At 61.7% G+C, this 21,344-nt stretch carries 19 protein-coding genes; 15 read left to right on the top strand and 4 right to left on the bottom strand.

The window, feature by feature from the left end:
- The first annotated feature begins 63 nt into the window (after nt 1-63).
- Complete coding sequence (gene iolG / locus ACFSM5_RS03720; protein ID WP_379874892.1) at nt 64-1,056, top strand: inositol 2-dehydrogenase; 993 nt, start codon at nt 64-66, stop codon at nt 1,054-1,056.
- Between the two features lie 179 nt (nt 1,057-1,235).
- Here iolG and ACFSM5_RS03715 read toward each other — a convergent pair whose 3' ends face one another.
- Nucleotides 1,236-1,499: a hypothetical protein gene (locus ACFSM5_RS03715; RefSeq protein ID WP_379874891.1), complete on the bottom strand. Its 264-nt coding sequence runs from the start codon at nt 1,497-1,499 to the stop codon at nt 1,236-1,238.
- 93 nt (nt 1,500-1,592) lie between these two features.
- Entirely contained in the window at nt 1,593-2,444 is an 852-nt protein-coding gene (locus tag ACFSM5_RS03710) for a MurR/RpiR family transcriptional regulator (RefSeq protein WP_379874890.1), read from the bottom strand.
- A gap of 233 nt (nt 2,445-2,677) precedes the next feature.
- On the opposite strand from ACFSM5_RS03710, the gene ACFSM5_RS03705 reads away from it, so the two are divergent.
- From ACFSM5_RS03705 to ACFSM5_RS03695, 3 genes are all read left to right on the top strand, one after another.
- Nucleotides 2,678-3,625, top strand: a complete 948-nt coding sequence (locus tag ACFSM5_RS03705) for a sugar ABC transporter substrate-binding protein (protein WP_379874889.1) — start codon at nt 2,678-2,680, stop codon at nt 3,623-3,625.
- A gap of 206 nt (nt 3,626-3,831) precedes the next feature.
- Nucleotides 3,832-4,962: an ABC transporter permease gene (locus ACFSM5_RS03700; protein WP_379874888.1), complete on the top strand. Its 1,131-nt coding sequence runs from the start codon at nt 3,832-3,834 to the stop codon at nt 4,960-4,962.
- Nucleotides 4,959-5,762 carry an ATP-binding cassette domain-containing protein gene (locus ACFSM5_RS03695; RefSeq protein WP_379874887.1) on the top strand — a complete coding sequence of 268 codons (804 nt, stop codon included), beginning with the start codon at nt 4,959-4,961 and terminating at the stop codon, nt 5,760-5,762. Before ACFSM5_RS03700 ends, ACFSM5_RS03695 begins: the two co-directional genes overlap by 4 nt.
- 55 nt (nt 5,763-5,817) lie before the next feature.
- Here ACFSM5_RS03695 and ACFSM5_RS03690 read toward each other — a convergent pair whose 3' ends face one another.
- Together ACFSM5_RS03690 and ACFSM5_RS03685 are read right to left on the bottom strand one after the other, a co-directional pair.
- A complete protein-coding gene (locus ACFSM5_RS03690; RefSeq protein ID WP_379874886.1) occupies nt 5,818-7,470 on the bottom strand; it encodes an ABC transporter permease in 1,653 nt (550 codons plus the stop codon).
- Nucleotides 7,470-8,540, bottom strand: coding sequence for an ABC transporter ATP-binding protein (locus ACFSM5_RS03685; RefSeq protein ID WP_379875263.1), 1,071 nt, complete (start codon nt 8,538-8,540; stop codon nt 7,470-7,472). The genes ACFSM5_RS03690 and ACFSM5_RS03685 overlap by 1 nt, the downstream gene beginning before the upstream one ends.
- Before the next feature lie 133 nt (nt 8,541-8,673).
- Here ACFSM5_RS03685 and ACFSM5_RS03680 point away from each other — a divergent pair, with 133 nt between their 5' ends.
- The 11 genes from ACFSM5_RS03680 to ACFSM5_RS03630 all read left to right on the top strand — a co-directional run bounded on the left by ACFSM5_RS03680 (nt 8,674) and on the right by ACFSM5_RS03630 (nt 21,326).
- Nucleotides 8,674-9,648: an extracellular solute-binding protein gene (locus ACFSM5_RS03680; RefSeq protein ID WP_379874885.1), complete on the top strand. Its 975-nt coding sequence runs from the start codon at nt 8,674-8,676 to the stop codon at nt 9,646-9,648.
- A gap of 118 nt (nt 9,649-9,766) precedes the next feature.
- Entirely contained in the window at nt 9,767-10,765 is a 999-nt protein-coding gene (locus ACFSM5_RS03675) for a hypothetical protein (protein WP_379874884.1), read from the top strand.
- Entirely contained in the window at nt 10,758-11,477 is a 720-nt protein-coding gene (locus tag ACFSM5_RS03670; protein ID WP_379874883.1) for an NUDIX domain-containing protein, read from the top strand. Before ACFSM5_RS03675 ends, ACFSM5_RS03670 begins: the two co-directional genes overlap by 8 nt.
- Before the next feature lie 58 nt (nt 11,478-11,535).
- A complete protein-coding gene (locus ACFSM5_RS03665; RefSeq protein WP_379874882.1) occupies nt 11,536-13,218 on the top strand; it encodes a methyl-accepting chemotaxis protein in 1,683 nt (560 codons plus the stop codon).
- A 184-nt stretch (nt 13,219-13,402) separates the two neighbouring features.
- Nucleotides 13,403-14,077, top strand: a complete 675-nt coding sequence (locus ACFSM5_RS03660) for a TetR/AcrR family transcriptional regulator (protein WP_379874881.1) — start codon at nt 13,403-13,405, stop codon at nt 14,075-14,077.
- A 370-nt stretch (nt 14,078-14,447) separates the two neighbouring features.
- Nucleotides 14,448-15,635 (top strand): Zn-dependent hydrolase, encoded by a 1,188-nt coding sequence (locus ACFSM5_RS03655; protein WP_379875262.1) that lies wholly within the window; start codon nt 14,448-14,450, stop codon nt 15,633-15,635.
- Nucleotides 15,636-15,771: 136 nt separating this feature from the next.
- Complete coding sequence (locus ACFSM5_RS03650; RefSeq protein WP_379874880.1) at nt 15,772-17,115, top strand: NAD(P)-dependent oxidoreductase; 1,344 nt, start codon at nt 15,772-15,774, stop codon at nt 17,113-17,115.
- Nucleotides 17,116-17,132: 17 nt separating this feature from the next.
- On the top strand, nt 17,133-18,413 hold the full coding sequence (gene preA, locus ACFSM5_RS03645; protein ID WP_379874879.1) for an NAD-dependent dihydropyrimidine dehydrogenase subunit PreA: 1,281 nt from the start codon (nt 17,133-17,135) through the stop codon (nt 18,411-18,413).
- Between the two features lie 81 nt (nt 18,414-18,494).
- Nucleotides 18,495-19,304: an ABC transporter ATP-binding protein gene (locus ACFSM5_RS03640; RefSeq protein WP_379875261.1), complete on the top strand. Its 810-nt coding sequence runs from the start codon at nt 18,495-18,497 to the stop codon at nt 19,302-19,304.
- Entirely contained in the window at nt 19,297-20,208 is a 912-nt protein-coding gene (locus ACFSM5_RS03635; RefSeq protein WP_379874878.1) for an ABC transporter permease, read from the top strand. Before ACFSM5_RS03640 ends, ACFSM5_RS03635 begins: the two co-directional genes overlap by 8 nt.
- Nucleotides 20,205-21,326 (top strand): ABC transporter permease, encoded by a 1,122-nt coding sequence (locus tag ACFSM5_RS03630; protein ID WP_379874877.1) that lies wholly within the window; start codon nt 20,205-20,207, stop codon nt 21,324-21,326. The genes ACFSM5_RS03635 and ACFSM5_RS03630 overlap by 4 nt, the downstream gene beginning before the upstream one ends.
- Nucleotides 21,327-21,344: the final 18 nt, after the last annotated feature.

Here is a 21,344-nt window from a genome sequence, read left to right as displayed (position 1 = left end):
AAAAACGGCCTCAAGTAGCGCAAAGCGCGATAGGCCAACACAAAAAAACCAAAGGAAACGTCCATGACCAAACATGTCTTCGCGCAGATCGGCGCCGGGCGCATCGGCAAGATGCATGCAGGCAACCTCGCCGCCATTCCGAACGTCCGCATCAAACATGTGGTCGACCATGTTCCGCAGGCTGCCTCCGCTCTCGCCGCCACCCTGGGCGCCACCGCCTCCGACATCGATGGTGCGTTGGGCGATAAGGAGGTGACCGCGGTCATCATCACCTCCTCCACCAACACCCATGCCGATTTCATCGAAGCCGCCGCGCGCGCGGGCAAGGCGATCTTCTGCGAAAAGCCGGTCGATCTGACCATGGCGCGGGTCGAGACCTGCCTTGCCACCGTGAAGGCCTGCAACGTCCCGCTGATGATCGGCTTCAACCGCCGGTTCGACCCGCAGTTCGCCGCCTTGAAGCGCCAGCTGGACGCGGGCGTGATCGGCAAGACCGAGCATATCGTGATCTATAACCGCGATGCCGCCCCGCCGCCTCCGGGCTTTGTGCCAACCTCGGGCGGGCTGTTCCGCGATATGTCGATCCATGATTTCGACACTGCCCGCTGGCTCTTGGGCGAGGAACCGTCGACCGTCTATGCCGTGGGCTCGAACCTCGTCGATCCCGAAATCGGCGCGGCGGGCGATATCGATACCGGCACCATCACCATGACCACCGCCAGCGGCAAACATGTGGTGATCAATACCTCCCGCCGCTCGACCTTCGGCTATGATCAGCGTCTGGAGGTGATCGGGGAAAAGGGTCTGCTGCAGGCGGGCAATACGCCAATCACCACGGTTTCCGCCTCGACGGCAGCGGGGGTCACCAGTTCGCTGCCGCATTATAACTTCATCACCCGCTATGCGGATGCTTTCCGGCTGGAACTGGCGGCCTTCGTGAAATGCCTCGACACCGGCACGTCGCCCGCCCCTACCGGCGAGGATGGCCGGTTAGCGCTCAGGCTTGCCGAAGCGGCCAATGAGTCGATGGCGACCGGCCGGGCAGTGAAGGTTTAAGGAGGAGCGTGAGGCGTCGCCAGAAAACGCCTCAAAGAGATTTCGTCATCCCATGGCTTGACCATGGGATCTTGTGTAGGCAAGCCGCGTCTACCCCTCGAAAGGCCGGGCTACGCGGTTCGGCAACAGGAGATCCCCGGATCAAGTCCGGGGATGACGAGCGCTATTAGAAACGCCCCTCAGATCTCGCGGTAAAAGCGGATCCACATGATGGCGATATAGCTGAGGCCAACGACGATATTCAGGCTGAAGAGGCCGTATTGCGCGCTCTGCACCGCATCGGCCGAGAAGTTGGACATACCGCGTTCGGCCAGGAACTCGATCAGCATCGTGACGGCCTTGATCGGCAGCATCATCGCGAAAAACAGAATCGCTCCCATCGGACCGATCAGATGGATATTTGGCTTCCGACGAAGCTTCTGCTGCATGGCACTAGCGCGCATGTCTGTACCCCGGACTTATATGTATGCTCCCGGGCTTTATTAGAATTTAAACCAAATATAAACGCAAGCTTAACGTATTACTTCACGATCAACTTAGCCTTGCCGCTGCCATTCGACGCCTTCAAGGCGCTGCCCCAGGGCGACGATCAGGGAAATCGCGAGGCACATGGTGGCGGTGAGGGAGCGGAAACCCTTTACCTGGGCGTCATCCACCTTCAGCGTCACTTCGGCATAAGGGATCATTGGCGAGAGCGCACTGTCGGTGATCGCCATGACCGGGACCCCGTTGCCGCTCGCCAGCCGCACCAGATCCATCGTTTCCTGGGCATAGGGCTTGAAGCTGATGGCAAGGACCAGATCCTTGTCGCCCGCGCTCTGCATCTGTTGGCGCGCCATGCCGCCCACATGGTCGACCAGGATCACCCGGCGGCCAAGGTGCGACAGGGCGTAGGCGAGATATGTGGCGACCGGGAAGGAGCGGCGGAAACCGACAACAAAGATATGCTGCGCCTTGGCCAGCATCTCCAGTGCCGCGTCGAGATCCTCGTCCGTGACCTCCTGTTCCAGATGTTCCAGCGCCATCACCCCGGCGCGCACGAAATGATTGAGGATACCCGCCGCATCCGACCCACCACCGTCCGAGGTCTTGAGGGCGCGCAGGCGCTGACCATAACTCATCATGCTGTCGGTCAGTCGGGTGCGGAACACCCGCTGCATATCGGTGAAGCCGTCGTACCCCAGCAGCTTGGCAAACCGGATCAGGGCCGATGGCTGCACCCCTGCCCGTTCAGCAACAACCGCGACAGTCTCCAAAGCCATGTCATTAGGGTTGGCCAGGGCAAATTCCGCGATCTGCCGAAGGCGAGGAGACATCTCGCCATGTCGCTGAGCAATGACGGACTGCAGGTCGGAAAAACTGTCAGGGATCGTGATTTCTTCGGACACCAACGTCTTCTCCGGCGACTGAACTGTTTTACTCAGAATGAAATATATCATTCAAAATTCGACAGTTGTTGCAAAAATTTTCCAAACTGCCTTTACACCCACACGCAGAACGCGCATTCTATGGGTCGAACGGGGTAATATCTTTATTCAAACGACCAGCCGACAAGGCCCTGATATCAAGGTCGAAAATGCCCCGGATCAAGTCGGCTACAGGTCGCTTGGGAGGAAATGAAATGTCGCTAAAGGCGCTTTTTTCGGGCGTTGCCGTTGCTGTATTCGGTCTGGCTCTTTCTCCCACCCTGGCTGAGGCCAAGGGCGAGAAGTTCGTCCTGATCAGCCATGCCCCCGATTCCGACAGCTGGTGGAATACCATCAAAAACGCGATCAAGGTCGCGGGCCAGCAGATGGATGTAACCGTCGATTACCGCAATCCTACGACCGGCGATTTGACCGACATGGCGCGTATCGTCGATCAGGCAGCGGCTTCCAACCCGCAGGGCATCATCGTCACCATCGCCGACTATGATGTGCTGAAGGAGCCGATCGGCCGCGCGGTCAAGAAGGGCATTCCCGTCATCACCATCAATTCCGGCACCCGCGAGCAGTCCAAGCAGCTTGGCGCCCTGATGCACGTCGGTCAGGCCGAATATGACGCCGGTTATGGCGCCGGTATGCGTGCCAAGGCGGCCGGCGCGTCGAACTTCCTGTGCGTGAACCACTACATCACCAATCCGGCTTCGGTAGAACGTTGCCGTGGTTTTGCCGAAGCCCTGGGCCAGAAGCTGTCCGACCAGATGCTCGACAGCGGCATCGATCCGACGGAAGTGCAGACCAAGGTCACGGCCTATCTGCGCGCTAAGCCGAATACCAATGCGATCCTGACGCTGGGCCCGAATTCGGCGGAACCCACCATCGCCGCGCTCGACCAGATGAAGATGGCGGGCAAGGTCACCTTTGGCACCTTCGATCTGTCGGGCAAGATCTCTGAAGCGATCAAGAGCGGCACCATTGCCTTCGCCGTCGATCAGCAACCCTACCTGCAAGGCTATCTGCCGGTCGTTCTGCTGACAAATCTTGCGCGTTATGGCGTCATGCCCAGCAACGACATCTCCTCGGGTCCGGGGTTCGTCACCAAGGATAATATCGCCCTGGTCGAAAAGCTGGCGGGCGAATACCGCTAATTCCTGTTGGTCGTCATCCCGGGACTTGATCCCGGGATCTCCAATCATTGTGTTTGTCGTCATCCCCCGCTTCATGCGGGGGATCTCCTCCGGGAGCCCGTCCAATTCTTACACGGACGGTGTGGCAACACTCTCGGAGGGGACCCCGGGATCAAGTCCCGGGGTGACGATTTCTGATTAGTCGACATAGGGAGGAGATCCCCCGTATGAGCGCCGCCCCCGCGAAAGCGCCCACGCCTGCCAATGGGCCGGCGGACGAACGTCTGCAAGCGACGCCGTTCTTCAATCAGCTGATGGCCCGCCCCGAACTGGGCGCGGTTTCCGGCACGATCCTTGTCTTCCTATTCTTCGCCCTGACCGCCGGGTCGTCGGGCATGTTCAGCGCCGAAGGCGTGATGAACTGGACCGTGGTGTCGGCCCAGCTCGGCATCATCGCCATCGGCGCTGCCCTTTTGATGATCTCCGGCGAGTTCGATCTGTCCATCGGCTCGATGATCGGCTTTGCCGGGATGATGATCGCCATCCCCACCAATTTCTGGAACTGGCCCATTGAGGCGTCGGTGCTCTTCGCCTTCGCCGGAGCCATGGCCATCGGCGCGCTCAATGGCTGGCTGGTCGTGCGCACCGGCCTGCCGTCCTTCATCGTGTCGCTGGCGTTCCTGTTCATTCTGCGCGGCCTGACCATCGCGCTGTCGGTGCTATTCACCAACCGCACGATCATCGGCGGCGTGAAGAACCATTCCACGGGCACATTTGTCGAATGGCTGTTCGCCGGAAAGATCTTCCAGGGGCTTTTCAGTTGGCTTGCCAGTGTCGGGATTCTCGGCAGTTTCCCGGATGGCAGCCCGCTCGTCACCGGCATTCCGATGGTGGTCGTCTGGTGGGTGAGCCTGGCCGCCGTCGGCTCCTGGGTCCTGCTGCGCACCAAATATGGCAACTGGATTTTTGCTGTCGGCGGCGATGCCAATGCCGCCCGCAACATGGGCGTGCCGGTCAAGCGGGTGAAGATCGCGCTCTTCATGGTCAGCGCCCTTTGCGCCACCATCTATGCCTCCTGCCAGGTGATGGAGTTCGGCTCCGCCGCCGCTGATCGCGGGGTGCTGAAGGAGTTCGAGGCGATCATCGCCGCCGTCATCGGCGGGGTGCTGCTCACGGGGGGCTATGGCACCGTCATCGGCCCCTGTTTTGGCGCGATCATCTTCGGTGTCGTGCAGATGGGCATCTTCTATACCGGGGTGAATACCGACTGGTTCCGGGTCTTCTTAGGCGTGATGCTGCTGCTGGCCGTCATCTTCAATACCTACGTCCGCAACCGGGTAACGGGAGGCCGCAAATGAGCGATATTCCTCTTATCGAACTGCGCGGCGCCTCCAAGACCTTCGGCAATGTCCTGGCCCTGAAAGACATCAATATGTCGGTCAAGGCGGGCGAGGTGCTGGCGCTGCTGGGCGACAATGGCGCGGGTAAATCGACCCTGATCAAGATGCTGTCGGGCGTGCATCGCCCCTCGACCGGGGAGATCCTGGTCGACGGTAAAGCGGTCGATTTTTCCTCGCCCCGCCATGCGTTGGACGCCGGGATCGCCACGGTGTTCCAGGACCTCGCCATGGTGCCGCTGATGAGCATCACGCGGAACTTCTTCATGGGGCGCGAACCCAGCAAGGGGCGCGGGCTTTTCAAACGCTTCGATGTCGCTTTCGCCAATAAGGTCGCCAAGGAGGAGATGCAGAAGATCGGCATCGATGTCCGCGACCCGACCCAAGCCGTCGGCACCCTGTCGGGGGGCGAGCGGCAGTGCGTGGCCATCGCCCGCGCGGTTTATTTTGGCGCCAAGGTCCTGATCCTGGACGAACCCACCTCGGCCCTAGGCGTTAAGCAGGCATCGATGGTGCTGCGCTACATCGCCCAGGCACGGGCACGCGGGCTGGGCGTGATCTTCATCACCCATAACGTCCATCACGCCTATCCCATCGCCGATAAATTCACCCTGCTGAACCGGGGGCGCAGCCTTGGCAATTTTGCCAAGAGCGACGTCAGCCGCGAACAGGTGCTGGAGATGATGGCGGGCGGCAAGGAACTGGCAGCCCTGACGGCAGAGCTGGAGGAATTCTCCCGCGCTGACGCCACCCGCCACTGACAGGGTCCTCCCCAAAACTAAGGCCGGCATCCTTTCGGGTGCCGGCCTTTTTCTTTTAGAGCAGGACGCTCTGCTTCTTTCCCGACAATCGGAAGGCGGCATAGACGAAGAGTGCCGTGATTGTCAGCAGGATCGTGGCCAGTGCCGACGCCGTTCCATATTCGCCGTCCATGACCGACAGATAGATCTTCACCGGCATGGTGATGGTCGATCCGACATAGAGGACGAGCGAGGAGGAAAGCTCGTTCATCGCGGTCACGAAGCTCATCATGCCGCCCGCCAGGATGCCCGGCAGGATGATCGGCACCACGACCTTGAGGAAGGCCTGCCCCGGACTATAGCCAAGACTGACCGCCGCTTCTTCCAGGCGCGTCGATGTCTGCCGCAAGGCCGTCGCGACAGAGCGCGCGGTGTAAGGCAGACGGCGCACAAACACCGCCAGGATGATGATCAGTGCCGTACCGGTGATCGGCAGTGGCCCCTGATTGAAGCTGGCGATGAAGGCGATACCCATGACGACGCCCGGCACCACGTAGGGCACCATCAAAATGCCATCCAGCGCACCGGTCACGGTCGATTGGCGACGCGCGATCAGATAACCGATCAAGGTGCCGGCGATCACGATGCTGACGACCGAAGCCGTCGAGAACCAGAGCGTATTGATGATCGGATCCGTGATGCCGTGGATCACCTTATCATAGGACCCGAAGCCGAAGCCCGGCTGGAACACTGGTCCCCGCGTGTTGCGGAAGGAGAAGATGACGACGACGATGGCCGGGATCGCGCCGATCAGCGCAATGCCATAGGACACGCCATAGACGACGACCTTCTTCCAGCCCTTGGGCACGATGGGGATCGGCGGCTTCAGCAGGTTACCGGCGAAGATATCCTTGCGGACCATCCGGCGCTGGATCAGCACCACGATCATCGACAGCACGATCAGCACGACCGAGATGGCGGACGCCATGCCCGGATTACCGCCGACTTCCGACGAATAGAGCGTGAAGGCCTCGGTCGCCAGCACTTCGAGGTTCCGGCCGATGAGGCGCGGGGTACCGAAGTCGGCAATCGACAGCACGAACGTCAGCAGCGCCGCCGTGGAAATCGCGGGTAGGATCAACGGCAGGGTGATCAGGAAAAACCGCTTCCAGGGGGAAACGCCCAGATTCTCCGCTGCCTCTTCCAGCGACCGGTTCACCGAGGCAAAAGCGGTCGAGGTGATCAGGAACACATGGGGGAACAGCTTCAGGGCGAAGACCATGATGACGCCCGCAGCGCCATAGATCGGCGGGATGCTGATGCCGATGGCGCGCAGCCCCTGCCGCACCGACCCATTGGCCCCGAACAGGACGATCCAGGCGTAGGCGCCGATGAAGGACGGCGACACAAGGGCGATGACCGATAAAGTCTGAATGAACGCCTTGCCCCGCATGTGGAAGCGGGTGACGAGGAAGGCCAGCGTCACCCCCAGGAACACCGCCCCGGCCATGCCCGCAGCGCCAACCCACAGCGTATTGCCGATAGCCCGCAGATACTGGGGCGTCGTGAAGATCGTCCAATAGTTCCCGCCGGTCAGGTCACCCGTCGCATTATCGCGGACCGAGGCGAGCAGAACGGTCGACAGCGGCCAGACCAGCAACGCAAGCAGCAGAACCCAGGCAGCGATCAGCACATAAGTCCAGATGTCCTTTTGCCGACGCGCCGCCATCATGCACCGCCCAGCGTGATCGGCAGCGCCTTCTCGTCAGCGCCGAAAACCACGAGCTTGTTCAACGGCAGCAGCACATCGACCGCCTGCCCCGTGGCCTGCAGCAGATCCTGGGTGGGGTCGAAGACCTGGGCGACCAGATCGCCAATGGGGGTCTTGAGGGTATAATGGGCTTCCTTGCCCAGAAACGTCGACTTGGTGACCGTGCCGGACAAATGAAGCTCACCGGCAGAGGCGGCTGCACTCGACTGGGTGCGGATAACCACATTCTCCGGACGGATCGCCACGGACACCGCGCCATCGGAACCGGCGACCTTGAAACCAGCCTCTTGACCGCCCAGGGTCAGCGCACCAGCGGACAGCGTCGCGGGCAGGAAGTTCATGGTGCCGACGAAGTTCGCGGCAAAGCGGGTCTTGGGATGACGGTAGAGATCGAACGGCGGATCGAGCTGTTCGATCTTGCCCTTGTTCATGACGCAGATCCGGTCGGAGATCGCGAGTGCTTCTTCCTGATCGTGGGTCACATAGATCGTAGTGATGCCCAGGCGCTGCTGGATATCGCGGATATCTTCGCGCAACTCGATACGCAGCTTGGCGTCGAGGTTGGACAAGGGCTCATCCATCAGCAACAGCTTGGGACGGATGACCATGGCGCGGGCCAAGCCCACGCGCTGCTGCTGACCACCGGACAGTTCCGATGGCAGACGGTCGGCAAGGGCATCGAGGCGCACGGTGCGCAGGCTCTCGGCGACCCGGGTCTCGATCTCGGCCGGAGAGACCTTGCGGGCCTTGAGGCCGAAGGCCACATTCTGCGCGACGGTCAGGTGCGGAAAGATCGCGTAATCCTGGAACACCATGCCAACGTCGCGTTTGTGTGGAGGCAAATGGTCGATAGCCTCCCCATTCACTACAACCGCACCGGAGTCCTGCCGTAGGAAGCCTGCAATAATTCGCAGAAGCGTGGTTTTCCCACAGCCACTCGGCCCCAGAAGCGTAAAGAATTCACCGGATTTAATTGAAATATCAATGCTATCCAGAACTGGTGGTGCAGGTGGGTAGATTTTCGCCACACCTTGGATTTTCAGATCCGTCAAAGCCCTCTCCCCTCGTCTATTGCCGCTAAAGCGGCGATCGGACCTTTACAAAATTGAAACAAAACCGCAATGATTGTGTAGCGTTACTACGCAAATCAGGGAGAGAACCATGCTTAAAAAAGGTGCAGTGGCCGTTGCAACCCTGGCCCTGCTGGCTGGAACCGCGCATGCTCAAGACAAGCGCGTCACAGTCTACACCGCCGTCAAGGCATCCGTCGCGGATGCTCTCGCACCGCGCTTTGAAAAAGAAACCGGGATCAAGGTCGACCTCGTCAAGGCGGGTTCGGGCGACATCCTGAAGCGCGTGAAGGCCGAAGCTGGCGCGCCCAAGGCCGACGTCATCTGGTCGATCGGCGGCGAGCAGCTTGAAGACAGCAAGGACCTGCTGCAGGCCTTCACCCCGGCAGCCGATGCCGACATCATCCCGGCTTACAAAGTCAGCCCGGAATGGGTTCCCTACAACGGCATCGTGGCCGTCTTCTCGGTGAACTCGGCTGAACTGAAGCCTGAAGGCTATCCCAAGTCCTGGAAGGACCTTGCCGATCCGAAGTGGAAGGGCAAGATCTCGTCCGCCCGCGCGGATACCTCGGGCTCGGCCTACCAGCAGCTTGCGACCATAATCACGATCTATGGCGAGACCGAAGGCTGGGACATCGCCAAGAAGATCCTGGGCAACACCGTTTTGTCCGACAGCTCGGGCGCCGTGCCGCGTTTCGTCAATGACGGCGAAGCCCTGGTCGGCCTGACGCTGGAAGACGGCGCGCTCGATTACGTGCGCGGCGGCGGCAATGTCGCCATCGTCTATCCCGAAGACGGCACCTCGACCGTCGCCGATGGCATGGCTCTCGTGAAGGGCGCTCCGCAGGCTGAAAACGGCAAGAAGTTCATCGACTGGCTGCTGACCAAGGAAATCCAGGAATATCTGGTGAAGGAAGTTGGTCGTCGTTCGGTGCGCAAGGACGTGGGCGGCGCGGGTATGACCCCGATCACCCGTATCAAGCTTGCCAAGTACGACATTAAGGCAGCGGCCGCCAGCCGGAACGCCTATATCGCCAAGTGGAAAGAGCTGCAGGCAGCTCGCTAATCCAACGACGCGGAAGAGCCGCCCGGAAAGATACCCTTTCCGGGCGGTTTTTTCTTAACACCGATCCTCCTATCCTGGTGGGCGCGCAACAAGTCGCAAACACCATCGAGAGCTAACAATGCAGATCGAAGCTTTTTCCCTGGGCAAGCTGCTTGCCGATCCAGGGGCCAACGAGGATCGATTCGTCGTCCTCCCAGGCCGCGCCTATGCCGTCATCGACGGCGTCACCGACCGCCTTGGCACCCGCTACGACGGCATGCTGTCGGGCCGCTATGCCGCCACCATCGTCAAGGGCGCCCTGGAGCATCTCCTCTCCGCCCCCGACGCGCCGCTGGATGATCCCGAGGCCGTGGTCGCCATCATGACGGAAGCCCTGGCCGCCGCCTATCGACGCCATGACATGCTGGATGCCGCCGCCAAGGACTGGAACCGGCGTTTCGCCTGCACCCTGTCCCTGGCCGCCGTTTCCGGTGACCGCTTAATCGTTCTTCTCGTCGGTGACAGTGGCGTGCGGATCAATGGATCCAAGCTGCTTCAGGACGAAAAGGACCTCGACAAGATCACCGCCACCCTGCGCGTGACCGCCTGGCCGCTGCTCTGCGAAGCTGTCGCCGATCCGGCAGAGCGCGAGAAAACCTCGCGTCTGCTCACCTGGAACGGCACCCGCAATGCCGCCAAGGTTCTGAACGGGCTTTTGAGCGATGAGCAACTGGTCGGCATCGAGACCGCCGCCATTGCTGCCAACAAGGCGGCCCTGCCCCATGTGCCGGAAGCCGATATCACCTATCTGGTTCAGGGCGGCATCGTCCATGCCCAGGGCAAGTACCTCAACAACACGGAATCAGGCCTGGGCTATGGCTGCCTTGATGGGTTTGAGATTCCGCGGTCGCTGTATCAGACCCACGAATTTCCCCTGGCCGAGGTGGAGACGGTGGAGCTGTTCACCGACGGCTATTTCACCCCCGGCGAAGGCTTCGGTGTCGCTGCCTGGGAGAGCACCTTTGCGCGGGTCGAGCGCGAAGATCCGTCGAAAACCGGCACCTATCCTTCCGTGAAGGGATCGACGGCGGAAGGCTTTGCCGACGATCGCACCTATCTGGGTGTCCGTCTTGGCTGACGGGAGCCGCCTGGATGGCGGGGTAATCCTGCGGCTTGCGCCGGATTTCCGCATCGAACGGGCGGAGGCGGCAATCACGCCCCCGCCTGCTATCGCCGCCCGCATCGCCGAGATCTGGCAGGCCGAACAGGCCCGCCGGTCCGGCTCACTGTTTGACGGCAAGGTGCTGGCGCTGGTGAGTGCAACGGCCGACGCAATCCAGGTCACCCCCAGTTCCTACAGCGTCATTCTCGCCGCCCGCCGCGACCGGCAGGTGCGGGAGGCGCTGGGCATAGACCCGCTGGGTGTCACATCGGTTCTGAGTTGCCGGGATGGCGTGGTTATCGGACGGCGTAGCCCGCTTCTGGGTATGTCGCCCGGCGAATGGGAGGTCATGCCCGCGGGCGGCCTGGAGTCGACCGATGCCGCCGGGCAGTTGCGCAAGGAGTTCGAGGAGGAACTGGGCCTGTCCCCCGACCTCATCACCCGACTGGAAGCCAGAGCCCTGGTCCGGATCCCGGACAAGGGTGTGGCCAACATTATTTTTTCAATTCATGCCAACTGTGACGCGGCCACTATTAACCAATCTTTTGCCGCCAGCGGGTCCGATGAACATACGGAAATCCTGGTGGCGCCTAGGGTTGGGCTTTACGAGCGGCTGATCTCATCGTCAGACGACGTACATAATTTAGCGATGCGCCTTTACCTAGAAGCAACGGATTACAGCCTATAAAGCTGATCTAGAGACGTTAGCGGGGGGGCAATCCCGCGGACCTAGAACGGGGGATAAAATGAGCCTGCGCAACCTGTCGATCTCGAAGAAGATCGCCCTGACCTTTCTGGCACTGATCCTGGTGACCGGCACCGCCAGCAGCGTGATGATCGGTCAGCTATCGGCGATCGATGCCATCCGCACCCGCACCGACCAGAGCCATCGCACCCTTGATGCGGTCAATCTGCTGGGTGCCAGCATGATCGATCAGGAAGACGGTCTGCGCGGCTACCTCATCTCGATGAACGACAGCTTCCTCGCCCCCTATAAGGAAGGCGAGAAGGTCATGGCCCTGCATTGGGACGCCGCCAAGAAGCTGACAGACGGCAATGCCCAGCAGCAAAAGCGCCTCGACGATATCATGACCCACATGAACGGCTGGCGGACCGAAGTTGCGGCCAAAGCGATCAAGCTGGCAGGCAATCTCGCGACCCTGGGCGAAGCGCAGGACATCGAAGCCCGCGAAGTCGGCCGCAAATTCATCGACCCGATCCGCACCCTCATCGCGGAAATCCGCAGCGAAGAACAGGCACAGCTCCAGGCCCGCTCCGACGAACTTGATGGCGCTTTTGCCAAGGCGACCATTGCCGGTTTCATCGGCATGGGCCTGATGGTGGTGCTGTCGGCAGCGCTGGGTTTCCTGCTGGTCCGCGCCATTGCCTCGCCAGTGCGCGGCATGACCTCCGCCATGACCAAGCTTGCCGATGGCGATGCCTCGGTGGACGTCCCCGGCGTCGGCCGTAAGGACGAGATCGGCGAAATGGCTGGCGCTGTTCAGGTCTTCAAGGACAATCTGGTGCACGCCAAGGTGCTGGAGCAGGAACGTTTGCAGGGTGAAGAGACCCGCGCCGCCCGTGCCCAGAAGATCGATGCGCTGATCCGCCGCTTCGACACCGAAACCTCCACCGCCCTCGAAGCCGTGGCCTCTGCCGAACAATCGATGCAGTCGACTGCCGACGACCTGGGCCGGATTGCCGAAGATGTGACCCAGCAGTCGAATTCGGTCGGCCGCATCTCCGAACAGGCCTCGGCCAACGTCCAGACCGTCGCCGCCGCGGCCGAAGAGCTTTCCTCCTCGGTCCATGAGATCGGCCGTCAGGTGTCGGCATCGGCCCGCATTGCCCAGCGCGCCGTGACCGAGGCCGACAGCACCAACGCCACGGTGCAGGAGCTTTCGGCCCTGGCCGCCCGCATCGGCGAGATCATCGGCCTCATCAACAACATCGCCGCCCAGACGAATCTGCTGGCGCTGAATGCCACCATCGAGGCGGCACGCGCGGGTGAAGCAGGCAAGGGCTTCGCGGTTGTGGCGAACGAGGTGAAGAACCTGGCGGGCCAGACCGCCAAAGCGACCGAGGAAATCACCGGTCAGGTGAGCGCGGTTCAGGGCGCGACCGAGCGGACGCTCGGCGCGATCCAGGGCATTGCCTCCACCATCGGCGAAATCAACTCGATTGCCGCCGCCATTGCCGCTGCCGTCGAAGAACAGGGTGCCTCCACCGCCGAGATCGCCCGCAACACCCAGGAAGCAGCATCCGGCACCAGCATGGTGGCCGACAGCGTCGGTGCGATGCGCGGTGCCGCCTCGGCGACCGGCGAAGCAGCGGGCCGGGTCATGCAGTCGACCCAGGGCCTAGCCCTGCAGTCGGCTGCGTTGGAACAGTCGATCTCGGCGTTCCTGTCGGAAGTCCGGTCGGCTTAAAAAACACTCCCACCTCTTTAAAAAGCTCGTCATCCCCGGACTTGATCCGGGGATCTCCTTCCGTTGAGTGCTCGACGCAGTGTGGCCACACGAGATCCCAGGGTCCAGCCCTGGGATGACGAGATCTAAAGGGGTACCGCTTTTACCATTGCCTCCTGCGCGCGCTTGGCGTCACCATCGCCCCATGGAACAGTCCCGTACCGCCTTGCCCGACGACGACACCCCCTCCGGACGGCGTGGCCGCAAGCGGTCGGAACGCGATATCCTGATCGTTGCGGAGGAAGTCTTCGCCACCTACGGCCTGCGCGGCGCGACCACCGCCATGATCGCGGCCAAGGCGGATATCCCGAAATCGAACATCCATTATTATTTCAGCACCAAGGAGGCGCTCTACCGCCGGGTGCTGGAAGACATCATGGAAGTCTGGCTGGATGCCGCCGCCTTCGAGGAGGCGGACGACCCTCGCGAGGCGCTCGCCAATTATATCCGCCTGAAGCTCGACCATTCCCGCACAAGGCCCCATGCCAGCCGCGTCTGGGCGAATGAGATGCTGAATGGCGCGCCGCTGATCCGGGATCATCTGGAACAGCGTCTCTTGCTCTGGGTCGATGCCAAGGCCGCCATCATCGATGGCTGGATCGCAAAAGGCCTGCTGAAGCCCGTCGATTCGCGGCATCTGCTGTTCCTGATCTGGTCGGCCACCCAGCATTACGCCGATTTTTCCATCCAGGTCAGCCTGCTGCTGCGTAAACCGGCGCTCGATGCCAAAGATTTCAGCAGCATCGCCGATTTCCTTGTCGAAATGATCGCGAATGGCGTGGTCCCCGCCGCACCTTTCCCCGTAAAGAGGGCGTTTTAGCGGCGACCTACCGTCCTTTGGACTACTTGAGGCCGTTGTGAAAAACCGACTTGACCATTTAGTCAAGTCGTGGCCTGCTTTTTGCTATCAACTTTAAAGACAGTCGAGAAACGACTGCCTGCCAGAACTGCTTAAAGCAGCTGGCCAAGAGACAGGAAGTTGGGCATCCAAGATGCCCAGGGGTTCGGGGCTTAACACGCGTAAAGATCCTCTAAAGACCTGCAAAAGGCGGAGGATTTTGATTTTTCTCGGGTTCGTCGATTACTGCACGAAGTCTTCTTCGGCGCAAACGGGCGAGCTTTGTGTCGGAAGGGAAAAAGGGACCGTGGAGAATATTAAGATCAATGGCGACCGCCTTTGGGCCAGCCTGATGGAAATGGCCCAGATCGGCGCCACGGAAAAGGGGGGCGTCTGCCGCCTCGCGCTGACCGATCTGGATCGCGACGGCCGTGACCTTTTCATCAAATGGTGCAAGGACGCCGGCTGCACGATCACCGTCGATCAGATGGGCAACATCTTTGCCCGTCGCCCCGGCAAGAATAACGATCTGCCCCCGATCATGACCGGCAGCCATCTCGACACTCAGCCCACGGGCGGCAAGTTCGACGGCGTCTATGGCGTGCTGGCGGGTGTGGAGGTTCTGCGCACCCTGAATGACTATGGCGTCGAGACCGAAGCGCCGGTTGAGGTCGCCGTCTGGACAAACGAGGAAGGCAGCCGCTTTGCTCCGGCCATGGTGGCATCGGGTGTGTTTGCAGGCGTGTTCGATCTCGCCTATGGCCTGTCCCGCGCCGACCTCGACGGCAAAACCATGGGGCAGGAGCTGACCCGCATCGGCTATGCCGGGTCCGAGCCGGTTGGCCAGCATCCGGTCGGCGCCTATTTCGAGGCCCATATCGAACAGGGCCCGATCCTGGAGCATGAGACCCGCACCATCGGCGTCGTGACCCATGCCCAGGGCCAGCGCTGGTACGAGATCACACTCACCGGTCAGGAAGCCCACGCCGGCCCGACTCCCATGCCGATCCGCAAGGATGCGCTGGTCGGTGCCGCCAAGATCGTCACTGAAGTCAACCGCATCGGCATGTCGTTGCAGCCCTTTGGCCGTTCCACGGTCGGGCTGATGCAGGTCAGCCCGAATTCGCGCAACACCATTCCGGGTTCAGTCTTCATGACCGTCGATTTCCGCAATCCGAACGAGGAAGCACTGACCGGCATGGACCGCGACCTGCGGGCCTTCACCGACAAGCTGGCGCGCGACAGCGGGTTGACCATTGAGGTCACTCAGATCTGGCATTCGCCGGTCGTGACCTTCCACGATAAATGCGTCGGTGCCGTGCGCAGCGCGACCCGGCGTCTGGGCTATTCCAACATGGAGATCGTATCCGGCGCCGGTCACGACGCCTGCTACATCAACCGTGTTGCCCCGACCGGGATGATCTTCATCCCCTGCGAGGACGGCATCAGCCACAACGAGGTTGAAAACGCGACCCCCGATGATTGCGCGGCGGGCGGCAATGTCTTGCTGCACGCCATGATCGAGGCCGCGAACGCCTAAGACCTACGCGCAAATCCCGAGCGACTTCGTCGCGACGACGCATTTGCGGAACGAACAGGACAAGACCACGGAACAGGGTTCGAGCGGGACGGAAGAGGGCAAAAGCCCCACCGCCCCCCTCACACGAGGAGGGACGATGACCACACATCGGGACGTAGCGCCGGGGCGCCTGCCCACGGCCGATCTCAAGAGTAATTTCTGCGATGCGCATCCGGTGCTGACGCGACCGGAAGCGCTGATCGAATCGGATCGCTGCCTCTATTGTTATGATGCGCCTTGCATCACAGCCTGCCCGACATCGATCGATATCCCGAGCTTCATCCGCAAGATCGGCAGCGGCAATACCAAGGGCGCGGCCAAGGACATCCTGTCGGCCAATATCATGGGCGGCATGTGCGCCCGCGTCTGCCCGACCGAAATCCTGTGCGAGCAGGCCTGCGTGCGCAACAAGCTGGATGACGAGCCGGTTGCCATCGGCGATCTGCAACGGCACGCCACCGACTGGCTGTTCGACAAGGGCATCCAACTGTTCGAGCGGGCGCCTGAAACCGGCAAGACAATCGCCGTCGTCGGCGGCGGTCCGGCCGGCCTTTCCTGCGCCCATCGTCTCGCGACCCTCGGTCACAACGTCACTGTCTATGAGGCGCGGCCCAAGCTCGGCGGTCTCAATGAATATGGCATCGCCGCCTATAAGACCGTCGATGATTACGCCCAGCGCGAGGTCGACTATATCCTCGCCATCGGCGGCATCACTGTCGTCACCGACTGGGTTTTGGGCCGCGACGGCCATGTCAGCGAACTTGCGCAGGAATTCGATGCCGTCTTCCTGGGCATGGGGCTTGGCGGCGTCAATGCGCTGATGGCCGAAGGCGAGGATCTGACCGGCGTTGAGAATGCCGTCGATTTCATCGCCGCCCTGCGACAGGTCTCCGACCTGTCGATGTTGCCCATTGGCCGCAAGGTCGTGGTGATTGGTGGCGGCAATACCGCCATCGATGCCGCGACCCAGGCCAAGCGCTTGGGTGCGGAGGATGTCACCCTCGTCTATCGACGGGGCAAGGAAACCATGACCGCGACCCCGGTCGAACAGGACTGGGCGCAGACCAACGGCGTTAAGATCAAACATTGGGCCAAGCCCGTGAAGGTCAGCGGCGAAGGCGGTCAGGCGACTTCCATCACCTTCGAATATACCCAGATGTCCGGCGGCAAGCTGACCGGCACCGGCGAAACCTTCGAGATGGCTGCCGATCAGATCTTCAAAGCCATCGGCCAGACGTTTGTGCCGGGTGCCCTCAATGGCTCCACCCCGCAGATCACTTTGGAAAGCGGCCGTATCAAGGTCGATGCCGAACGCAAAACCAGCCTGCCCAAGGTCTGGGCGGGCGGCGATTGCGTCGCGGGCGGTCAGGATCTGACGGTCGCTTCGGTCGAGGACGGCAAGCAGGCCGCCCTTTCCATCCATAAAGCCCTGATGGGCTGAGTAAGGGAGCCGCACAGATGGCCGACCTTCGCACCACTTTCGCCGGGATCAAGTCTCCCAATCCCTTCTGGCTGGCCTCCGCGCCGCCGACCGACAAGGAATATAACGTCGTCCGCGCCTTCAAGGCGGGCTGGGGCGGCGTGGTCTGGAAGACCCTGGGCGAGGATCCGCCCGTGGTCAACGTCACCTCCCGCTATGGCGCCTGGCACGACGGCGACCGCCGCGTCATGGGCCTCAACAACATCGAGCTGATCACCGACCGGCCGCTGGAAGTGAACCTGCGCGAGATCAAACAGGTGAAACGCGACTGGGCCGACCGCGCCCTCGTCGTCTCGCTGATGGTCCCCTGCGAGGAGAACGCCTGGAAAAAGATCCTGCCGCTGGTCGAAGACACCGGCGCCGATGGGATCGAGCTGAACTTCGGCTGCCCGCACGGCATGTCGGAACGCGGCATGGGCGCCGCCGTCGGTCAGGTGCCGGAATATGTCGAGATGGTCACGCGCTGGTGCAAACAGCACACCCGCATGCCCGTCATCGTCAAGCTGACACCCAATATCTCCAACATCCTCGGCCCGGCACGCGCTGCCAAGGCGGGCGGCGCGGATGCCGTTTCGCTGATCAACACCATCAACTCCATCATGTCGGTGAACCTCGACGTCATGGCACCGGAGCCGGTTGTCGACGGCAAGGGCACCCATGGCGGCTATTGCGGTCCGGCGGTAAAGCCCATCGCGCTCAACATGGTGGCCGAGATCGCCCGCACCGCCGATACACGCGGCATGCCGATCAGCGGGATCGGTGGCATCACCACCTGGCGCGATGCCGCTGAATTCATCGCCCTGGGTGCCGGTTCTGTGCAGGTCTGCACCGCCGCCATGGTCTATGGCTTCAAGGTGGTCGAGGAGATGATCGATGGCCTTGCCAACTGGATGGACGAGAAGGGCTACAAGACCCTGGACGACGTGCGCGGCCTTGCCGTGCCGAACGTCACCGACTGGCAGTATCTCAACATCAATCACGACCTGAAAGCCCGCATCAATCAGGATAAATGCATCGAATGCGGTCGCTGCCATATCGCCTGCGAGGATACGTCCCATCAGGCGATCACCAAGGAAAAGGACGGCAAGCGGCACTTCGAGGTGGTCGATGAAAACTGCGTCGGCTGCAATCTCTGTATGATCGCCTGCCCGGTTCCCGAATGCATCACCATGGAGTCGGTATCGGATCACCTGCCCTATGCCAACTGGACGACCCACCCCAACAACCCGATGCGAAAAATGCCGACGGCGGCCGAATAAAATCGGCATGCCGTTTGCGGAGCATGGCGTACCTTCAGAAGGAGCTAGGCGTTGGTATCGAGGAGCGGAAGCGTGGTGAGCATGCAAAGACCGGCCGATCAGACGGATCAGGCCCCGGTCGTGATCGACGTCAACGACGTCTCGCTGGTCTATCCGACCGCAGACCATCCGGTGACGGCGCTCTCGCACGTCAATCTCACCATCCGCAAAGGTGATTTCGTCAGCTTCATCGGACCGTCGGGCTGCGGCAAGACGACCTTGATGCGCGCCATCGCCGATCTGGAGCATCCGACCTCCGGCACATTGCAGGTCAATGGCGGGACTGCCGAGCAGGCCCGCCTCGACCGCGCCTATGGTTATGTCTTCCAGGCACCGACCCTCTATGCCTGGCGGAATGTCTGGCGCAACGTGATGCTGCCGCTGGAAATCATGGGGCTGCCGAAATATGAGCGCGAGGAGCGGGCGGCCAAGGCCATCGCGCTGGTCGGGCTCAGCGGGTTCGAGAAGAAGTTCCCCTGGCAGTTGTCGGGCGGCATGCAGCAGCGCGTCTCGATTGCCCGCGCCCTGTCGTTCGAACCGAATATGCTGCTGATGGATGAACCCTTCGGCGCGCTCGATGAAATCACCCGCGACCGCCTGAACGACGAATTGCTGCGCCTGTGGAAACAGACCGGCAAGACCGTCATCTTCGTCACCCATTCGATTACCGAGGCGGTTTATCTCTCGACCAAAATCGTCGTGATGAGCGCGCGACCCGGTCGCATCGTCGATGTCATCGAAAGCCCGCTGCCGCGTGATCGAGACGCCGGAACCCGCGATACCGCCGCCTTCCTGGAAGTCGCCCATAAAGTGCGCGAAGCCCTGGCCGAGGGGCACGCCCACGATGTCTGAGGTGGCCCTGCCCCGTCCTGCCGTTCAGGAGAACACGGTCTTGAGCCGTGTGCTGCCGCTTGCCTCCATGATCGCAGGCCTGCTGGTCTTGTGGCTGGTCGGGGCGGTCTTCCTGAATGGCCCGCAAGTGAAGGACGCCTGGGAGCGGGACGAGAAGAAGGACTGGACACTGACCGAGCTGGTCGGCGCCGCCTGGAGCATGGAGCGGCCGATCCTGCCTGCCCCGCAGCAGGTGGTCGCCGATATCCAGAAAAGCCTGTCTGCCAGCATCACCAGCCCGCGCAACCTGCTGTTCCACAGCTGGGTAACCGGATCCTCGACCTTCGTCGGCTTTGGTCTGGGCGTCCTGCTGGGCGTGCTTCTGGCCGTGGGGATTGTTCATATCCGCACGCTCGACCGCTCGCTGATGCCCTGGGTCATCGCCTCACAGACTGTGCCGATCCTGGCGATTGCCCCGATGATCGTCGTCGTGCTGGGCAACATGGGGCTGACCGGCCTGCTGCCCAAGGCCGTGATCTCGATGTATCTCTGCTTCTTTCCGGTCACCATAGGTCTGGTGAAGGGCCTACGCTCGCCCGATCCCCTGCAGATCGACCTGATGCGCACCTATTCGGCCAGTCGTAGCCAGATGTTCTGGAAGCTGCGTTGGCCTGCCTCCCTGCCTTTCCTTTTCACCAGCCTTAAGGTGGCGATCTCCATCGCGCTGGTGGGTGCCATCGTCGGCGAACTGCCCACGGGGGCCCAGGCCGGGCTTGGCGCGCGCCTGCTGGCCGGGTCCTATTACGGTCAGACCGTGCAGATCTGGTCGGCCCTGATCATGGCGGCGGTCATGGGCATGCTGCTGGTCGGGCTAATTGGCCTGATCGAACGTTTCGTCGTGAAGTCGCACGGGGGCCGGGCATGAAAAACGCCTTCTGCTTCACCGGCGGCTTCGCGCTTCAAGCTGCTTTCCTGCTGCTGTCCCTGCTGCCGGTTTCCATCGAGGATGCGGGATCGATCTATTTCTTCGATCAACCGTTGGCGGGGTTCCTCGCTCTCGGCAGCCTGCTGACTCTGGTGTCGATGGGGATCATGCTGCCACCGCGCTGGAGCCTGCCGCTGACCGCCGCCGGCACCATACCGGCCATGCTGGCGCCCCTGGTGCTGATCGGCCAGGACATCGATATTTCGACAGGTCTCGCGGCCTGGATGATGGTGCTGGCTGCGACCCATGGGCTGGTCCGGCTGATGGCCGGTTTTGCCAAGATGGAACATACGGCGACCCGGCTGCTGGTACCTGCGCTGTTTGGCCTGATGGTGCTCTATCTCTGGGAAGTCTGCGTGCGCGGCTTTGGTGTACCAAAGGTCCTGCTGCCCGCACCATCGGCCGTCCTGGACGCACTGCTGGCCCAGTCGAGCATCCTCGCCGCCGATTTCGGCCAGACCTTCCTGAAGAGTGTCATCGCTGGCTATATCATGGGCAATGGCGCCGCTTTCTTGACCGCGCTCGCCGTCGACCGCTCGCCGTTCCTACAGAAGGGGCTGCTGCCGCTGGGTAATCTCGTCAGCGCCATTCCCATCGTCGGCATCGCGCCGATCATGGTGATGTGGTTTGGCTTCGACTGGCCGTCCAAGGCGGCCGTCATCGTTATCATGACCTTCTTCCCGATGCTGATCTCGACACTGGCGGGCCTGAAGACCGCCGATGCGATGCAGAAGGATCTGATGCGCTCCTATGGTGCGAGCTATAGCCAGACGCTGCTGAACCTGCGTCTGCCCTGCGCAATGCCGATGATCTTCAACGCGCTGAAACTCAATTCCACGCTGGCGCTGATCGGCGCCATCGTGGCGGAATTCTTCGGAACGCCCATCGTCGGCATGGGCTTCCGCATCTCGACCGAGGTTGCCCGCATGAATGTCGATGTCGTGTGGGCCACCATCGCAGTCGCCAGCCTCGCAGGCTCTGCCGCCTATGGCGGGATAGCCCTGATCGAACGGGCGACGACTTTCTGGCACCCCTCGTATCGCAAGGCACGCGGGTAACGACACTCCATAAAACAG

It is taken from the genome of Lacibacterium aquatile (assembly GCF_042683105.1).
In the GTDB taxonomy this organism is placed as follows: Bacteria; Pseudomonadota; Alphaproteobacteria; order Elsterales; family Elsteraceae; genus Lacibacterium; species Lacibacterium aquatile.
The sequence above is the reverse complement of the archived record's forward strand: the minus strand, read 5'-3'. Positions and strand labels throughout refer to the sequence as shown.

Coding starts and splice junctions, on each gene's coding strand:
- preA (WP_379874879.1), top strand. CDS start 17,133: ATGGCCGACCTTCGCACCACTTTCGCCGGGATCAAGTCTCCCAATCCC.
- ACFSM5_RS03640 (WP_379875261.1), top strand. CDS start 18,495: ATGCAAAGACCGGCCGATCAGACGGATCAGGCCCCGGTCGTGATCGAC.
- ACFSM5_RS03630 (WP_379874877.1), top strand. CDS start 20,205: ATGAAAAACGCCTTCTGCTTCACCGGCGGCTTCGCGCTTCAAGCTGCT.
- iolG (WP_379874892.1), top strand. CDS start 64: ATGACCAAACATGTCTTCGCGCAGATCGGCGCCGGGCGCATCGGCAAG.
- ACFSM5_RS03700 (WP_379874888.1), top strand. CDS start 3,832: ATGAGCGCCGCCCCCGCGAAAGCGCCCACGCCTGCCAATGGGCCGGCG.
- ACFSM5_RS03665 (WP_379874882.1), top strand. CDS start 11,536: ATGAGCCTGCGCAACCTGTCGATCTCGAAGAAGATCGCCCTGACCTTT.
- ACFSM5_RS03695 (WP_379874887.1), top strand. CDS start 4,959: ATGAGCGATATTCCTCTTATCGAACTGCGCGGCGCCTCCAAGACCTTC.
- ACFSM5_RS03705 (WP_379874889.1), top strand. CDS start 2,678: ATGTCGCTAAAGGCGCTTTTTTCGGGCGTTGCCGTTGCTGTATTCGGT.
- ACFSM5_RS03660 (WP_379874881.1), top strand. CDS start 13,403: ATGGAACAGTCCCGTACCGCCTTGCCCGACGACGACACCCCCTCCGGA.
- ACFSM5_RS03650 (WP_379874880.1), top strand. CDS start 15,772: ATGACCACACATCGGGACGTAGCGCCGGGGCGCCTGCCCACGGCCGAT.
- ACFSM5_RS03675 (WP_379874884.1), top strand. CDS start 9,767: ATGCAGATCGAAGCTTTTTCCCTGGGCAAGCTGCTTGCCGATCCAGGG.
- ACFSM5_RS03680 (WP_379874885.1), top strand. CDS start 8,674: ATGCTTAAAAAAGGTGCAGTGGCCGTTGCAACCCTGGCCCTGCTGGCT.
- ACFSM5_RS03635 (WP_379874878.1), top strand. CDS start 19,297: ATGTCTGAGGTGGCCCTGCCCCGTCCTGCCGTTCAGGAGAACACGGTC.
- ACFSM5_RS03715 (WP_379874891.1), bottom strand. CDS start 1,499: ATGCGCGCTAGTGCCATGCAGCAGAAGCTTCGTCGGAAGCCAAATATC.
- ACFSM5_RS03690 (WP_379874886.1), bottom strand. CDS start 7,470: ATGGCGGCGCGTCGGCAAAAGGACATCTGGACTTATGTGCTGATCGCT.
- ACFSM5_RS03655 (WP_379875262.1), top strand. CDS start 14,448: ATGGAAATGGCCCAGATCGGCGCCACGGAAAAGGGGGGCGTCTGCCGC.